Source organism: Pseudomonas sp. 273 (assembly GCF_029201425.1).
GTDB classification, from domain to species: domain Bacteria; phylum Pseudomonadota; class Gammaproteobacteria; order Pseudomonadales; family Pseudomonadaceae; genus Pseudomonas; species Pseudomonas delhiensis.
This window is the reverse complement of record NZ_CP116775.1, coordinates 6,832,887-6,847,918: the sequence shown is the minus strand read 5'-3', so window position 1 is coordinate 6,847,918 and position 15,032 is coordinate 6,832,887. Positions and strand designations below refer to the sequence as shown.

Annotated in this window: 13 protein-coding genes and 1 pseudogene; 6 read left to right on the top strand and 8 right to left on the bottom strand. The window is 68.0% G+C overall.

The window, feature by feature from the left end; genetic code table 11:
• Nucleotides 1-58: 58 nt before the first annotated feature.
• Both PKO50_RS31320 and PKO50_RS31315 read right to left on the bottom strand, forming a co-directional pair.
• Entirely contained in the window at nucleotides 59-1,366 is a 1,308-nt protein-coding gene (locus tag PKO50_RS31320) for an MFS transporter (RefSeq protein WP_275628181.1), read from the bottom strand.
• Between the two features lie 571 nt (nucleotides 1,367-1,937).
• The gene (locus tag PKO50_RS31315; RefSeq protein ID WP_109934716.1) at nucleotides 1,938-2,735 is read right to left on the bottom strand and encodes a helix-turn-helix transcriptional regulator; all 798 of its coding nucleotides are present in this window, start codon (nucleotides 2,733-2,735) and stop codon (nucleotides 1,938-1,940) included.
• A gap of 76 nt (nucleotides 2,736-2,811) precedes the next feature.
• Between PKO50_RS31315 and PKO50_RS31310 the strand changes: the two are divergent.
• The 3 genes and pseudogenes from PKO50_RS31310 to PKO50_RS31300 all read left to right on the top strand — a co-directional run bounded on the left by PKO50_RS31310 (nucleotide 2,812) and on the right by PKO50_RS31300 (nucleotide 6,227).
• Nucleotides 2,812-4,427: pseudogene (locus PKO50_RS31310) on the top strand (gamma-glutamyltransferase family protein).
• Nucleotides 4,428-4,885: 458 nt separating this feature from the next.
• Nucleotides 4,886-5,722, top strand: a complete 837-nt coding sequence (locus PKO50_RS31305; RefSeq protein WP_043270226.1) for an outer membrane protein OmpK — start codon at nucleotides 4,886-4,888, stop codon at nucleotides 5,720-5,722.
• A 181-nt stretch (nucleotides 5,723-5,903) separates the two neighbouring features.
• Nucleotides 5,904-6,227, top strand: coding sequence for a hypothetical protein (locus tag PKO50_RS31300; protein WP_275628180.1), 324 nt, complete (start codon nucleotides 5,904-5,906; stop codon nucleotides 6,225-6,227).
• Between the two features lie 26 nt (nucleotides 6,228-6,253).
• On the opposite strand, the gene PKO50_RS31295 is transcribed toward PKO50_RS31300, so the two are convergent.
• The 3 genes from PKO50_RS31295 to PKO50_RS31285 form a co-directional block, all read right to left on the bottom strand.
• Entirely contained in the window at nucleotides 6,254-7,195 is a 942-nt protein-coding gene (locus tag PKO50_RS31295) for an AEC family transporter (RefSeq protein ID WP_275628179.1), read from the bottom strand.
• A 91-nt stretch (nucleotides 7,196-7,286) separates the two neighbouring features.
• Nucleotides 7,287-7,898: an adenylyl-sulfate kinase gene (gene cysC / locus PKO50_RS31290; RefSeq protein WP_275628178.1), complete on the bottom strand. Its 612-nt coding sequence runs from the start codon at nucleotides 7,896-7,898 to the stop codon at nucleotides 7,287-7,289.
• Nucleotides 7,891-8,595 carry a sulfotransferase family 2 domain-containing protein gene (locus tag PKO50_RS31285; protein WP_109933710.1) on the bottom strand — a complete coding sequence of 235 codons (705 nt, stop codon included), beginning with the start codon at nucleotides 8,593-8,595 and terminating at the stop codon, nucleotides 7,891-7,893. Before PKO50_RS31285 ends, cysC begins: the two co-directional genes overlap by 8 nt.
• Before the next feature lie 511 nt (nucleotides 8,596-9,106).
• Here PKO50_RS31285 and PKO50_RS31280 point away from each other — a divergent pair.
• From PKO50_RS31280 to PKO50_RS31270, 3 genes are all read left to right on the top strand, one after another.
• Nucleotides 9,107-10,090, top strand: coding sequence for an ABC transporter substrate-binding protein (locus PKO50_RS31280; RefSeq protein ID WP_275628177.1), 984 nt, complete (start codon nucleotides 9,107-9,109; stop codon nucleotides 10,088-10,090).
• An 89-nt stretch (nucleotides 10,091-10,179) separates the two neighbouring features.
• Complete coding sequence (locus PKO50_RS31275) at nucleotides 10,180-10,986, top strand: ABC transporter permease (RefSeq protein WP_089392519.1); 807 nt, start codon at nucleotides 10,180-10,182, stop codon at nucleotides 10,984-10,986.
• Nucleotides 10,974-11,807, top strand: a complete 834-nt coding sequence (locus PKO50_RS31270) for an ABC transporter ATP-binding protein (protein WP_109933708.1) — start codon at nucleotides 10,974-10,976, stop codon at nucleotides 11,805-11,807. Before PKO50_RS31275 ends, PKO50_RS31270 begins: the two co-directional genes overlap by 13 nt.
• A 44-nt stretch (nucleotides 11,808-11,851) precedes the next feature.
• On the opposite strand, the gene PKO50_RS31265 is transcribed toward PKO50_RS31270, so the two are convergent.
• The 3 genes from PKO50_RS31265 to PKO50_RS31255 form a co-directional block, all read right to left on the bottom strand.
• Entirely contained in the window at nucleotides 11,852-12,322 is a 471-nt protein-coding gene (locus PKO50_RS31265; protein WP_089392521.1) for a nuclear transport factor 2 family protein, read from the bottom strand.
• A gap of 173 nt (nucleotides 12,323-12,495) precedes the next feature.
• Nucleotides 12,496-13,670, bottom strand: a protein-coding gene (locus PKO50_RS31260; RefSeq protein WP_275627392.1) for an IS3 family transposase whose coding sequence is annotated in 2 segments (ribosomal slippage) — nucleotides 12,496-13,406 and nucleotides 13,406-13,670 — 1,176 coding nt in all. Because the reading frame shifts where the segments join, the coding sequence is not laid out codon by codon here.
• Between the two features lie 207 nt (nucleotides 13,671-13,877).
• Nucleotides 13,878-14,867, bottom strand: coding sequence for a GlxA family transcriptional regulator (locus PKO50_RS31255; protein WP_275628176.1), 990 nt, complete (start codon nucleotides 14,865-14,867; stop codon nucleotides 13,878-13,880).
• Between the last annotated feature and the right edge of the window lie 165 nt (nucleotides 14,868-15,032).

The window sequence follows — 15,032 nt, the reverse complement described above, 5'->3', positions numbered from 1 at the left end:
GCCGGGCCTTGTGGATAAAACGCCCCGGAACCTGCCCGGGGCCAGGGCACGCGCCCTATCAGTCGGTGGTGATCTTCGAGTGCGTCCGGGTGTCCTTCATGGTCACGTAGACCAGCAGCGAGCAGGCGATGCAGCCGGTGACGTACCAGTAGAAGCCGCTCTCGAGACCGACGCTCTTGAACCACAGCGCCACGTACTCGGCGGTGCCGCCGAAGATCGACACGGTCAGCGCGTAGGGCAGGCCCACGCCCAGGGCACGGATCTCGGTGGGGAACAGCTCGGCCTTCACCACGGCGTTGATCGAGGTGTAGCCGCTGACGATCACCAGCGCCGCCATGATCAGGAAGAACGCGCCCCACCAGGTGTCGATGGTGTGCAGGGTGCTGAGGATCGGGTAGGTGAACAGGGTGCCCAGCACGCCGAAGGCGATCAGGATCGGGCGGCGGCCGATCTTGTCCGACAGCGCGCCGACGATGGGTTGCAGCAGCATGAACAGGAACAGGGTGGCGGCCGAGATCATGGTCGAGTCGGTCTTGCTCATGCCCACGGTGTTCACCAGGTACTTCTGCATGTACGTGGTGTAGGTGTAGAAGGCCAGGGTGCCGCCCATGGTCAGGCCGACCACGGTGAGCACTTCCTTCGGGTGGCGCAGCAGGGCGCGCATCAGGCTTTCCTTGGGCTCTTCCTTCTTCTGCGAGAAGGACTCGGTCTCTTCCATGCCGCGGCGCAGGAACATGGCGGTCACCGCGCACAGCGCGCCGATGAAGAAGGGCACGCGCCAGCCCCAGCTTTCCAGCTGTTCGACGGTGAGGGTCTGCTGCAGCACGATCAGCACCGCCAGGGCGATGAGCTGGCCGGAGATCAGGGTCACGTACTGGAAGCTGGAGAAGAAGCCGCGCTGTTCCTTGTTGGCCATCTCGCTGAGGTAGGTGGCCGAGGTGCCGTATTCGCCGCCGACCGACAGGCCCTGCAGCAGGCGCGCGAGCACCAGCAGGATGGGCGCGCCGACGCCGATGGTCTCGTAGCTGGGGGTCAGGGCGATGATCAGCGAGCCGAAGCACATCAGCAGCACCGAGGCCAGCAGCGCGGCCTTGCGGCCCTTGCGGTCGGCGTAGATACCCATCAGCCAGCCGCCGATCGGGCGCATCAGGAAGCCCACGGCGAAGATCGCGGCGGTGTTCAGCAGCTGGGCGGTCATGTCGCCCTGGGGGAAGAAGGCCTTGGCGAAGTACAGCGAGAAGGCGGCGTAGACGTACCAGTCGTACCACTCCACCAGGTTGCCCACCGAACCGCTGAAGATCGACTTGATGCGCTGGGAGGTCGTACGGGGCGCGGCAGAAGCGGAGACGGCGCTTGCGCTATCCATGGGTAATCCTCTTGTCGTTGTTGTCGTCGGGTGCGTGGACCACGAAACCACGCACCGGCGCGCCGCGAGGTGCGGCGCAGTGAGGAGGGCGATAGCAGGCAGCGTGCCAAGGGCGCAAAGCCGCGTGGCACAAGGGCTTACAGGGTTTTCGTACGCTGTGGGCAGGCGCCTGGCTGCCGATCGACGGGGGTGGATGAGCGGAAATCCGCTTATTCGGAGCGGCTTTTCGTAGGAGCGAGGGGAGCGCCTGGCTCTTGCTCGCGAACCGGGTCTCCTGGTGGCTTCGGTGCCTGGCCTGAAGAGCGCCCTCTCCCTAACCCTCGGCTGCGCGCCCCGCCCTGAAGGGAGAGGGGACCGTTGGGCAGATACGGATGTATAGGAGTTAGCCGGCAACTCCGAAGGTTTCCGGCTGACACCACTCCTCCTCTCGGCACGGACTAGCCCCCTCTCCCTTCAGGGAGAGGGCTGGGGAGAGGGTTGCGGAGTCAAACTGCAACACCAGGGCCGCCTGGAAACGCTGTTCGCGAGCAAGCTCGCTCCTACAGGTACAGGGGAGATACACCGCAGCGGCTCAGCGTTGCTTGAACAGCTCACCGGGGGTGAAGCCGAACAGCCCCTTGAAGGCGGCGATGTAGGCCGAGGTGGAGTCGTAGCCACAGTCCAGCGCGGCGGCGGTGACGCTGGCGCCTTCCTCCAGCACGCCGAGGGAACCGAGCAGGCGCTGGCGTTGGCGCCAGAGGCGGAAGCTCATGCCGGTCTCGCGCTGGAACAGGCGCGACAGGGTCTTCTCCGAGGTACCCAGGCGCTGCGCCCAGTCGCCCAGGGTGAGGCTGGCGCCGGGCTGGTCGATCAGCGCCTGGCACAGTTGCAGCAGCCGCGGCTCCCGGGGCATGGGCAGGGAGAAGGCGACTTCCGGCAGGGTGCGCAGCTGGTCCAGCAGCACGCTCACCAGGCGCTGCTCGGGGCTGTCGCCCTGTGGATAATCCACCGGTAGCTCGCAGAAGGCCTTGACCAGCTCGCGGGCCAGCGGCGTCACCTCCAGCACCCGGCAGCGTGGTGGCGCCCAGGCGCAGGCCTCGGCGCTCAGGTAGAGGCTGCGCATCTCCGCGCGGCCGGAGGTGACCACCTGGTGCTCCAGGTAGGCGGGTATCCAGATGGCGCGCTGCGGCGGGGCGAAGAAGCTGCCCTCGGCGGTGTGCACGCCGAGCACCCCGCTGATGGCGTAGGACAGTTGCACCCAGGCGTGGTGGTGGCGGCCGGTCCAGGAACCGGCGCGCAGGCTCTCGGCGCGCGCGTAGACCGGCCGCGGCAGGTCGTCGAGCGCCGGGATCGAGCGTTGCAGGTCGGGGTGCTGTCCGTTCATCGCTATGCTTTGGCTTTGTATCGCTAGTCGTCAGAGTCTGGCAGGGCTACCCTGCCGCCTCAAGCCGTCAACGGAGCCCGCCATGCTGAATTTCTCCGCCCAGGAATACCCCTACCCCTCGCAGCGTTCCCTGGTGTATGCCCGGCGCGGCATGGTGGCCACCTCGCAGCCGCTGGCGGCGCAGGTCGGGCTGGATATCCTCAGGCGCGGCGGCAACGCGGTGGACGCCGCAGTGGCCACGGCGGCGGCGCTGACGGTGGTGGAGCCCACCGGCTGCGGCATCGGCGGCGACGCCTTCGCCCTGGTGTGGGTCAAGGACCGGCTGCACGGCCTGGACGCCGCCGGCTTCGCCCCGCGGGCGCTGGATATCGCCACCGTGCAGGGCGCCGGGCACACGCGCATGCCGCTGTACGGCTGGACGCCGGTGACGGTGCCCGGCTGCCCGGCGGCCTGGGCCGAGCTGTCGGCGCGCTTCGGCCGGCGGCCCTTCGCCGAGCTGCTGGCCCCGGCCATCGAGCTGGCCGAGGAAGGCTTCCCGCTCTCGCCGGTGATCGCCGGGCTGTGGCAGGGCGGCCTGGACAAGTTCCGCGGCGTGCGCGACGCGCACCCGGAGCTGGCGGCCTGGTTCGACGAGTTCCTCGTCGACGGCCGCGCCCCGCGCGCCGGGGAAATCTTCCGCCACCCCGGCCAGGCGCGGACCCTGCGCGAGCTGGCCGAGACGAAGTGCGAGAGCTTCTACCGCGGCGCCCTGGCCCGACGCATCGCCGCCCATGCCGCCGCCAGCGGCGGCTACCTGGGCGAGGCCGACCTGGCCGGCTACCGCGCGCAATGGGTCGAGCCCATCTCGCTGAACTACCGCGGCTACGACGTCTGGGAAATCCCCCGGCCGGCCAGGGCCTGGTGGCGCTGATGGCCCTGAACATCCTCAAGGGCTTCACCTTCGGCGAGCGCGACAGCCCGGACACCTGGCACCGCCAGCTGGAGGCCATGAAGCTGGCCTACGCCGACGGCCGCGCCTACATCGGCCAGCCGGACGCCATGCGCTTCAGCGTGGCCGACCTGCTCAGCGACGACTACGCCGCCAGCCGCCGCGCGCTGATCGGCGAGCGCGCCCTGGAACCGCACCCGGGCAAGCCGCGCGCCGGCGGCACCGTGTACCTGGCCACGGCCGACGGCGAGGGCAACCTGGTGTCCTTCATCCAGAGCAACTACCACGGCTTCGGCTCCGGCGTGGTGGTGCCCGGCACCGGCATCGCGCTGCAGAACCGCGGCGCCGAGTTCAGCCTCGACGCCAGCCACGTCAACGCCCTGGCCCCGGGCAAGAAGACCTTCCACACCATCATCCCCGGCTTCCTCAGCAAGGGTGGCGTGCCGCTGGGGCCCTTCGGCGTGATGGGCGCCTACATGCAGCCCCAGGGCCACGTGCAGATGGTGATGAACCTGGTGGACTTCGGCCTCAACCCCCAGGCCGCGCTGGACGCCCCGCGCTGGCAGTGGCTGGGCGACAAGCGCATCGGCATCGAGCACGGCGCGCCGCGCAGCCTGGCGGCGGTGCTCACCCGCCGCGGCCACCACGTGGAGGTGGCCCACGACCTGACCAGCTACGGCCGCGGCCAGATCATCCTGCGCGACCCGCTCAGCGGCGTGCTCTGCGGCGGCACCGAGCCGCGCACCGACGGGCAGATCGCCGCCTGGTGAAGCCGCCGCCGGGCCGGCGGAGGTGCTTGTGCGGCGCGGCTCTGGCATCATCCGCGCCCGGAAAGTCGCGGCTACCCGGCAAGGGAGCCGCGAAGGGCGGTTGTGTAGATTCTTCACAGCAAAATTGTATACACATTTTGAATTGATTCCATTCAACTCAAAGAAAACATGTATTCAATAAGCCCTTTCCATGCTCGCCAAAATGGCGCTTCGACGGCCTGCGCTGCCCTGTTCGAAGGCACTACCTGTCCCATGAGTCAGGTTTTTGCCCGATTCCAGGCGCTCGCCCCGGCGTGGCCAGGCCCCTGAAAAAGCATGGTTTTTCCCCATACATACAAGGAAAACCCGGCCAACGCCCGGCGTTGGCCCCGATCTTGCCTCGGCAGGCCAGGCCTGACCGAATGGACAGGTTCAGAATTCCAACGAGATCGCTGCACTTCAAAACCTAGGAGCACCACATGACTCGCACCCTCGCATCCCTGCTGCTCGCCGGCGGGCTGCTGGCTACCGGCCAGGCCATGGCCGGCGGCGAAGACCTCACCCCCGCACCGGCCAGCAACGACGGCCCGCTGATCTGGCACAACGAGAGCCTGACCTACCTGTGGGGCAAGAACTTCAAGGTCAACCCGCCGATCCAGCAGACCTTCACCTTCGAGAGCGCGAGCGCCTGGACCTGGGGCGACATCTGGTTCTTCGTCGACCAGATCAACTACAACGGCAAGGAAGACAGCCAGAACGGCAAGAACACCTACTACGGCGAATTCAGCCCGCGCCTGTCGTTCGGCAAGATCACCGGCGCCGACCTGTCCCTGGGCCCGATCAAGGACGTGCTGCTGGCCACCACCTACGAGTTCGGCGAAGGCGACACCGAGGCCTACCTGATCGGCCCGGGCTTCGACCTGGCCCTGCCCGGCTTCGACTACTTCCAGCTGAACTTCTACTACCGCAAGCCCGACGGCAACCGCGTGCCCTCCGGCGCCTGGCAGGTCACCCCGGCATGGGCCGTCACCATCCCGGTGGGCAACTCCGACATCCTCTTCGACGGCTTCATGGACTGGGTGGTCAACAACAAGAGCGCCAGCGCCAGCGAGCGCGGCCAGAGCGACTACCACGCCAACCTGCACTTCAACCCGCAGATCAAGTACGACCTGGGCAAGGCCATGGGCTACGAGGCCAAGCACCTGTACGTGGGCGTGGAATACGACTACTGGTCCGACAAGTACGGCATCAAGGACTCGCAGTTCTTCACCACCGACCAGAACACCACCAGCCTGCTGGTGAAGTACCACTTCTGATCCGGCCTGCCCCGCCGCCCGGCGGGGCTTTCCGGGCAGCTGGGGAAAGTTCGCCAACCTGCGCCGGAAATTTCCCTGCCCCACAAAGAAATACCCCTCCCACAACGCGCCCGCCTCCAATAGGCGGAGGAACCCGCGCGCCGCATCGTGCCCCGCTCCAATCCCCCACCGGAGCCGCACCATGCGCAAGTACTGCCTCCTACCCCTGCTGGCCAGCCTTTGCCTGCCGGCCGTGGCCGCCGAACAGCCGGGCGACGACCGCCCCGACGCCCAACCCATCCAGCCCCAGGCCGCCCAGCCGACGCCCCCGGCGCTGCCGGCCAGCCTGCCGCAGGCCGACTCGCCGCTGGCGCTGTCCACCCCGCTGCACGGCAACCTCTCCAGCGCCGCCGTGGTCGGCCTGGGCGCCGCCGCGGTGGCGATTGGCGTGGCCCTGTCCAACAACGGCGGTGGCGGCGGTAGCGACGGCGAGCGCAGCAGCGGCGCCACCGGCACCACCCAGTGAGCCGGCGCGCCCCATGATCGGGCGCGTCAGCCCAGGGCCTGCACCAGGGCCATCACCAGCAGCAGGCTGGCACCGGCCAGCAGCGTCTGCAGGGTGATGATGCCCGCCATCAGGTGGCTGTCGCCGCCCAGCTGGCGCGTCAGCACGTAGGCCGTGGGCGCCGTGGGCAGGGCGAAGAACAGCACCAGCACCGCGGTTTCCAGCGCCGCCAGGCCGAGCAGGCGGGCGGCGCCGAAGGCCAGCAGCGGCATCGCCAGCAGGCGTACCGCGCAGCAGCCCAGCAGGGCCGGCAGTTCCGCGCGCAGCTCCCGCGGTTGCAGCGCGGCGCCCACGCACAGCAGGCCCAGCGGCAGGCTGGCCAAGGCCAGCAGGTCGAACAGCCGGGCGCTGCCGCCGCCCAGTTCGAAGCCGGCCAGGTTGACCAGGGCGCCAGCGGCGCAGGCGAGGATCAGCGGGTTCTTCAGGATCGGCAGCAGCAGCGCGCGGGCGCTGATGCCGCGCTCGGCGGTCAGCGCCCAGACCGACATCAGGTTCACCGTCGGCACCATCAGCGCCAGCATCAGCGCGGCGAGGGTCAGCCCCTGCTTGCCGTACAGGCTGCCCACCGCGGCCAGGCCCAGGTAGGTGTTGAAGCGCAGCACGCCCTGGGCGAGGGCGCCGAAGCGCGCCGCGCTCCAGGCGCGCAGGCGCCGGCTCGCCAGCAACGCCAGCCAGGCGCCGCCCAGGCCCAGGGCCACCGCCAGGGCCAGGCGGCCCAGCCCGGGGTCGCGCAGCGGCGCCTTGGCCAGGCTGGCGAACAGCAGCGCGGGGAACAGGATGAAGTAGTTCAGGCGTTCGGCCGCCGGCCAGAAGGCCTCGCCGGGGAAGCCGCAGCGGCGCAGCAGGTAGCCGCCGACGATGAGCGCGAAGAGCGGCCAGAGGGCCTCGAAGAGAACGGACACGGATACCCCGCGGCGGTGGTTGGGCATCCATCTTGCCCAGCCGCGCGCGGGGACGGCAAGCCGGGCTCAGGGCCTGTCACGACCCGCGATGCCGCCGCGGCGGATCCTGGGCGGGCGCTCAGGCCGCGCCGGGGCGGCAGCGCTGCAGCACCAGCCCGAGCAGGCGGCGGCAGGCCTCGTCGGTGGAGGTGTGGGTGGCGTCCACCTCGAAATCGGCGTCCAGCGGCGGCTCGTAGAGGCTGTCGATGCCGGTGAAGTTGCGCAGGCGGCCCTCCCTGGCGGCCTTGTACAGGCCCTTGGGGTCACGTTCGGCGCAGGTCTGCAGCGGCGTGCTGAGGTACACGCCCAGGAACTCCTCGGCCGGGAACAGCGCGCGGGCGGCGTCGCGCTCGGCGCGGAACGGCGAGATGGCCGCGACTATCACCACCAGCCCGGCCTCGGTCATCAGGCGCGCGGCCTCGGCCAGGCGGCGGATGTTCTCGCGGCGGCCCTCGGGGCTCATGTCCAGGTCGCTGCACAGGCCGCCGCGGACCTGGTCGCCATCGAGCAGGAAGCTGTGCACGCGCTCGCGGTGCAGGGCCAGCTCCAGGGCGTTGGCCAGGCTCGACTTGCCCGAACCGGACAGGCCGGTCAGCCAGATGCAGCAGGGGCGCTGGCCCTTGAGCGCGGCGCGGGCCTCGCGGCGGACGCTGCCGGTGACGGGGAACAGGGGTACTTTGAGATCACTCATAGCCGAGTAGCTGGTAGTCGCGTTGATAGGCGCGGCGCACCAGGCGCCGCGTGCGAGTGCTGCAGAACTCCCGCGCCGGCCCCGCCTGGCGCTGCCGCGAGGCGTTCAGGTGGGGCAGTTGGCCGCTGACGCCCAGGCGCTCGCACAGCGCCTGGAAATCCGCCTCCAGGTTCTCCTGGCGGCCGACGAAGTCTAGCCCCAGGTGGCCGAGGGAGTCGCTGAGGAATGCCACCTGCGGCACGAAATGCAGCTGGCGGTGGAGGTTGTCCGGGTGCAGCCAGCGGCCGACGAAGTCGTCGAAGTCGCGGAACTGGCAGACCAGCTGGTGCGCCGCCCGGTCGCGCTGCGGCAGCTGGTTGCCGCGCAGGTAGGCGTAGGCCGAGTAGGCGCGCTCCAGCGGGTCGCGGACGAAGCTGAACCTGAAGCTATCGGCGTATTCGCGGGGGAACTGCTGCTCGTACCAGTACAGCGGCAGGTGGCCGGGGCGGCCGCCGTCGAACAGCGCCGCGCAGAGGCTGCTGCCGGCGCACTTGGGCACGTGCACGAACAGGCAGCGGCGTTCGCGGAAGTACGCGGGGAAGCGGGCGTTGCCGGACATCGCCTTGTTGACGATCTGGCGTTCCTGCACCGGCAGGCGGCTGAGCAGGAAGTTGCGCTGGAGCTTGGGCAGCAGCTTCCAGAAGTAGCGTTGCAGCATGGGGATTCTCGAACGCCGGAGGGTCGCTCCGGTGGTTTTCCGTGGGCAGCGGGACGGTCCCGGCCTTAAGGAAACCTTAACAGGCCCGTGCCTGGCGATTATTCCGTCTTGGTCAAGAATGTAAGGTTTCCGATACATGGCCGGTTGACGCGGCAGCCCGGTGGGGTGCGGAAGTCTAGCGCCGCGGACCGAAGGCCCCTATGGGAAGAGGCCCATCAAGGCATAGGAAACGGCCGAGTATCATCCAGGCATCCAGCGACACACCCCTGGCGTGGCAAGGACGGGCCACACCGGCGGAAGGCAGCTTTTTCTTATGTCGCAACGACATATTTAATAATTTTCCGAGCCTCCCGCTTCGGCCACCATCCGCCCTGTCACGTGCCGCCCGCCATGGCGGGCCCAGGGGCCGCAGAGCCCGTCGCCGCGCACGTCCCGCTTCGCTGTACCTCCGGCCACCTGGCCACTGCCGCAGTTATCCAATAACAAGCCCAACAGGCTGTGGGAGTGCTTCATGAACAAGTCCTTGCTTGCGCGTTTCACCCGTCCCCTCGCCCTTGCCGGGCTGCTCGCCGCCGCCGCCGGGGCGGCCCAGGCCGGCACCCTGTCCATCGGCCATACCACCTGGGTCGGCTACGGCACCCTGTACCTGGCCCGCGACCTGGGCTACTTCAAGGAGCAGGGCCTGGACCTGCAGCTCACCCCCATCGAGGAAGCGGCGATGTACATGGCCGCCCAGGCCTCCGGGAAACTCTCCGGCTCCGCCTCGACCATCGACGAGATCCTCAAGTACCGCCCGCAGTTCTGCTTCAAGGCCGTGGCCGCGCTGGACGACAGCCATGGCGGCGACGGCGTGCTGGTGGCCAAGGACGTCACCAGCCTGGCCCAGCTCAAGGGCCAGGAAGTGGCGGTCAACGAGGGCTCGGTGTCGCAGTTCTGGCTGTCCTACCTGCTGAAGAACGCCGGCATGAGCATGAGCGACATCAAGGTGCAGAACATGACCGCCGACGATGCCGCCACCGCCTTCATCGCCGGGCGCATCCCCGCCGCGGTGACCTGGGAGCCGCACCTGTCGATGGTGCGCCAGAAGCAGCAGGGCAAGGTGCTGGTGGACAGCACCAGCACCCCCGGCGTGATCGTCGACGTGGTGGCGCTGAACTGCGACGTCATCGAGAAGCAGCCCGACGACGTAAAGGCCCTGGTCAAGGGCCTGTACAAGGCCGTGCAGTACACCCGGGAGCACCCGCAGGAGGCCTACGCGATCATGGCCAAGGGCGTCGGCGGCTACCTCGCCGATCCCAAGGACCTGGCCGAGGCGGCCAAGGGCGTGCGCTTCTACGACCAGGCCATGAGCGAGAAGCTCCTCGGCATGCCCGACAAGGCCGGCGACATCAAGGACCTCATCGGCCTGGCCAACGAGACCTGGACCCAGCTGCAGGGCAAGACCTTCCAGGTCAGCTACGACGACCTGGTGGACCCCCGCTTCGTCGCCCAGTGAACCCGGCGGGCCGCGCGCCCGCCCCTTCCCATCCTTCGTTTCCCGCCCTGGCGGAAGGCCCGCGGCCGTCCGCATGGAGGTAATCCGCGATGTCACGTCCCAAGAAATCCTGGCTCAGCCGCTGCCTGACCCCCAAGGTCGAGCTGCCGGTGCGCCTGGTGTGGTCCGCCAGCGCCCTGTGCTGGCTCCTGGTGTTCGGCCTGTGGGCCCTGCTCTCCTACGGCGGCGTGGTGCCGGCGATGTTCCTGCCCAGCCCCGGCGCGGTGTTCGAGGCGGCGCTGCGCCTGGGCCGCGACGGCACCCTGGGCACCCACGTGCTGGCCAGCGTCGAGGTGGTGATGATCGGCTTCCTGGTGTCGTCCCTGGTGGCCGTGCCCCTGGGCCTGCTGATGGGCAGCTTCCGCATCGTCCAGGCCTTCCTCGAGCCGCTGGTGAACTTCATCCGCTACCTGCCGGTGACCTCCTTCGTGCCGCTGTTCATCCTGTGGATCGGCATCGGCATCGAGCAGCGCGTCACGGTGATCATCTTCGGCGTGTTCTTCCAGCAGCTGGTGATGATCGCCGACGTCTCCCGCGGCGTCGCCAAGGACCTGGTCAACGCCTCCTACACCCTGGGCTGCAACCGCCGCGACGTGGTCCTGCACGTGCTCGGCCCGGCCTCGCTGCCCGGCGTGCTGGACACCCTGCGGGTGACCATGGGCTGGGCCTGGACCTACCTGGTGGTGGCCGAGCTGGTCGCCGCCTCCAGCGGCCTGGGCTACATCAGCCTCAAGGCCATGCGCGGCTTCCAGGTGGACGTGATCTTCCTGGCCATCGCCATCATCGGCCTGCTCGGGCTGATCACCGACCAACTCTTCCGCATCCTCCGACTGAAGGTGGCCTCATGGGCGCAGTAGCAGCCATGCAACGCAACGACGCGGCACCGGCCGCACAAGGGGCGCAGCCGGCGCGGCTGCGCGTGGACCAGGTCAGCCTGCGCTACCGCACCCCCGAGGGCGGCACCTTCAGCGCGCTGGACAAGGTGTCGTTCGAGGTTCCGGACCAGCAGTTCGCGGTCATCGTCGGCCCTTCGGGCTGCGGCAAGTCGAGCCTGCTGTACCTCACCGCGGGGCTTTCCGAGCCCACCGAGGGCGACATCTACGTCGGCGGCCAGCGCGTCGACGGCCCCGGCGCGGACCGCGGCATGGTGTTCCAGAGCTACACCCTGTTCCCCTGGCTGACGGTGCGCGAGAACGTCGAGTTCGGCCTGAAGCGCCGCGGCATGCCGGCCGCCGAGCGCAAGGAGATCGTCGACCACTACCTCAACGAGGTGGGCCTGGCCAACTTCGCCGGCAACTACCCCAAGCAGCTCTCCGGCGGCATGATGCAGCGCGTGGCCATCGCCCGCGCGCTGGCCAACGACCCGCAGATCCTGCTGATGGACGAGCCCTTCGGCGCCCTCGACAGCCAGACGCGCATGCAGATGCAGAAGCTGCTGCTGCGCGTCTGGGACCACAGCAAGAAGACCGTGGTGTTCGTCACCCACGACATCGACGAGGCCATCCTGCTGGGCGACCGCGTCTACGTCATGGGCGCCCGCCCGGGGCGCATCAAGCGCATCCTCGACGTGCCCATCGAGCGCCCGCGCTCGCTGGACATGGTGATGGACCGCCAGTTCATCGAGATGAAGCGCGAGATCCTCAACCTGCTCCACGACGACCTGGAAGAAGCGCACTGAGGCCCACCGCGGGGCGGGGCACGCGCCCCGCGCCCGCGGCCGGCTCAGAGCCCGAGGTCGCTCAGCGACGGGTGGTCGTCCGGGCGCCGGCCCAGCGGCCAGCGGAACAACCGCTCGTCCTCGGCGATGGGCAGGTCGTTGATGCTGGCGTGGCGCTCGACCATCAGGCCCTGCTCGTCGAAGGCCCAGTTCTCGTTGCCGTAGGAGCGGAACCAGTTGCCCGAGTCGTCGTGCCACTCGTAGGCGAAGCGCACGGCGATACGGTTGCCGGTGAAAGCCCAGAGTTCCTTGATCAACCGGTAGTCCAGCTCGCGGCGCCACTTGCCGGTGAGGAACTCGACGATCTGCAGGCGGCCGCGGATGAAGGTGGAGCGGTTGCGCCAGGTGCTGTCCGCGCTGTAGGCCAGGGACACCCGCGCGGGGTCGCGGCTGTTCCAGCCATCCTCGGCGGCGCGCACCTTCTGGATGGCGGTTTCGCGGGTGAAGGGCGGCAGGGGTGGGCGGGCTTCGCTCATGATGGGGCTCCTGGAGTGGGGGTTCTGGTCATGGTGCGCCTGGGGTGGGTTTGGAGGAATGACACTGGTCCCACGGATGTTGCCAAGGTGCCGAACGGCTCTTCGTAGGAGCGAGCTTGCTCGCGAACGGTGTTCACCTGGGGCTTCGGTGTTTGGGTTCGACTCTGTGGTGGTCAAATAATTTCGGACACTTCGATAGGTTGTCTGGGTGGCCTGCGCTCGTAGCTGGTGGGTGGCAGATAGCCCAAGCTGGAGTGCAGACGTACGTTGTTGTAGAAGCCGACGATGTAGTCGGCGATGTCGGTCATAGCCTCGGCATGATTGGCGTAGTCACGTTGCCAGACCCGCTCCATTTTCAGGTTCAGGAAGAAACGTTCCATGACGGCGTTGTCCCAGCAGTTCCCCTTGCGGCTCATGCTCAAAACTAGGCCATGCCGCCTGAGCAGCGCACGATAAACCTCGCTGGCGTACTGGCTACCACGATCCGAGTGCACGACCAGGCCTGGTGCTGGCTGCCGCTGAGCAATCGCCATCTGTAGCGCCGAACAGACCAGTTCCGCCGGCATGTTCGGTGCCATCGCCCAGCCGACGATCTTGCGCGAATACAGGTCCATCACCGCGGCCAGGTACAGCCAACCTCGACGGGTACGGATGTAGGTGATATCCGCCACCCAGGCCTGGTTTACGGCCGGAGGATCGAACTGGCGGGCCAGCAGATTGGAGGCTATCGGCAGGTCATGCTTGCTGTTGGTCGTGTGCACGAACTTGCGCTTCCAGACAGGCCGAAGCCGGTGCTCGCGCATCAGCCGGCGGACTCGGTAGCGTCCTACGCGCACGCCTTCGGAGTTGAGGGCGGCGTGGAGGCGACGACTCCCATAGGTACGCCCGCAGCTCATGAACAGGGCTTTCAGGGAGGCGGCTACCGGGCAGTGCAGGGATGGGCGCAAGGGGCGGCGCTGCGCGGTGTAGTAGCCTGACCGACTGACACCCAGCAGCCGGCACAGCCGCGTAATCCCGACCTTCTTCTGCTGCTGAGCGATTAATCGGTAAATCACTTCAGTTCGCGGGCAAAGAAGGCCGAAGCCTTTTTTAGCAGGTCGTTGTCCTGCTTCAATTGGCGATTCTCGGCCTCCAACTGACGAATCCGCTGCTGCTCGGGTGTCAGCGGCTTACCCACTCCCGCCTGTCCCGACAGTTCGGCTTCGTATTGCTGAATCCAGCGGCGAACTGCCGTCTCTCCCAGGTCCATATCTCGGCAGACCTGCGTAATGCTCAGGCCCTGGTCCTTGATCATCTGGACGACTTGCAGCTTGAAACTGGCATCGAATGTTCTGCGTTTACGGCTCATGAATGACTCCTCTATTCAGTGGATTTTCCACCTATCGAGGTGTCCGAGGAAATTGAACCACCACACTCCGTTCCCTCTCCCTAACCCTCTCCCTGAAGGGAGAGGGGACCGTTGGGCAGAACTGGATGCTCTGGAGTCAGCCGGCAACACCCTTGGTTTCCGGCTGAAACCATCACTCCTCTCGGCACGGACAAGCCCCCTCTCCCTTCAGGGAGAGGGCTGGGGAGAGGGGCTCTTCACCCCCGCCGAAGCCTGCCCGGCAAACACCCCCCGATCCTCCCGAGGACACACCCCGAACCGCACCCGATAGCTGCGCGACAGATACGAAGGCGACTCGAACCCGCACGCCAGCCCCACCTCCAGCACGCTCATCTCCGTCTGCCGCAGCAGCTGGCGGGCCTTGTCCAGGCGCAGGCCGAGGTAGAAGTTCGAGGGCGTGTCGTGCAGGTGCAGGCGGAACAGGCGCTCCAGCTGGCGGCGGGTGACCTGGATGCGCTCGGCCAGGTCCAGGGTGGAGAGCGGCGGCTCGGTGTGCCTTTCCATCTCGCCCAGCACCTGGATCAGCTTCTTGTTGCTCACCCCGTAGCGCGCCGCCAGCTGCAGGCGCTGGTGGTCCTGGCGGGTGCGGATGCGCCCGACCACGAACTGCTCGGAAACCTGCACCGCCAGCTCCGGGCCCTGGGCACGGGCGATCAGGTCGAGCATCAGGTCGATGGACGCCGTGCCGCCGGCGGAGGTGATGCGCGCGCCGTCGATCTCGAACAGCTCCTGGGTCGCCTGCAGCTGTGGATAAGTCTCGCGGAAGGCGTCCAGCGCCTCCCAGTGCACCGTACAGCGGTGGCGTTCGAGCAGCCCGGCCTCGGCGAGGACGAAGCTGCCGGTGTCGATGCCGCCGAGGGTCACGCCCTCGCGGTCGAGGCGGCGCAGCCAGTGCAGCAGCGCCGGGGTGCAGGCCTGCAGCGGGTCGAAGCCGGCCACCACGAACAGGGTGTCGCCGCGGCCCAGGGCCTCCAGGGCGCCATCGGCGTTCATCGACATGCCGTTGCTGCCCAGCACCGGGCCGCCGTCGACGCTCAGCAGATGCCAGCGGTACAGCCCGCCGCGGAAGCGGTTGGCGACGCGCAGCGGCTCCACGGCGGAAATGAAGCCCATCACGGAAAAACCGGGCAACAGGAGGAACCAGAAGTCGTTCGACATGGCGTCATCCAGGCGATTCGGGCAGCGATCCACTGGCTTAGAACATTTGCGCGAAGCTGGCAATGGAAGAGGTCGCTACCGTGCAAGAGCAGGTCGCCGGAGTGCGATTTTTCGTCGCAGCCCGTGCGTAACTTGAACACCAGCCACCGCCACGCGGGGCCATGA

Coding starts and splice junctions, on each gene's coding strand:
- PKO50_RS31320 (WP_275628181.1), bottom strand. CDS start 1,366: ATGGATAGCGCAAGCGCCGTCTCCGCTTCTGCCGCGCCCCGTACGACC.
- PKO50_RS31305 (WP_043270226.1), top strand. CDS start 4,886: ATGACTCGCACCCTCGCATCCCTGCTGCTCGCCGGCGGGCTGCTGGCT.
- PKO50_RS31300 (WP_275628180.1), top strand. CDS start 5,904: ATGCGCAAGTACTGCCTCCTACCCCTGCTGGCCAGCCTTTGCCTGCCG.
- PKO50_RS31295 (WP_275628179.1), bottom strand. CDS start 7,195: ATGCCCAACCACCGCCGCGGGGTATCCGTGTCCGTTCTCTTCGAGGCC.
- cysC (WP_275628178.1), bottom strand. CDS start 7,898: ATGAGTGATCTCAAAGTACCCCTGTTCCCCGTCACCGGCAGCGTCCGC.
- PKO50_RS31285 (WP_109933710.1), bottom strand. CDS start 8,595: ATGCTGCAACGCTACTTCTGGAAGCTGCTGCCCAAGCTCCAGCGCAAC.
- PKO50_RS31280 (WP_275628177.1), top strand. CDS start 9,107: ATGAACAAGTCCTTGCTTGCGCGTTTCACCCGTCCCCTCGCCCTTGCC.
- PKO50_RS31275 (WP_089392519.1), top strand. CDS start 10,180: ATGTCACGTCCCAAGAAATCCTGGCTCAGCCGCTGCCTGACCCCCAAG.
- PKO50_RS31270 (WP_109933708.1), top strand. CDS start 10,974: ATGGGCGCAGTAGCAGCCATGCAACGCAACGACGCGGCACCGGCCGCA.
- PKO50_RS31265 (WP_089392521.1), bottom strand. CDS start 12,322: ATGAGCGAAGCCCGCCCACCCCTGCCGCCCTTCACCCGCGAAACCGCC.
- PKO50_RS31255 (WP_275628176.1), bottom strand. CDS start 14,867: ATGTCGAACGACTTCTGGTTCCTCCTGTTGCCCGGTTTTTCCGTGATG.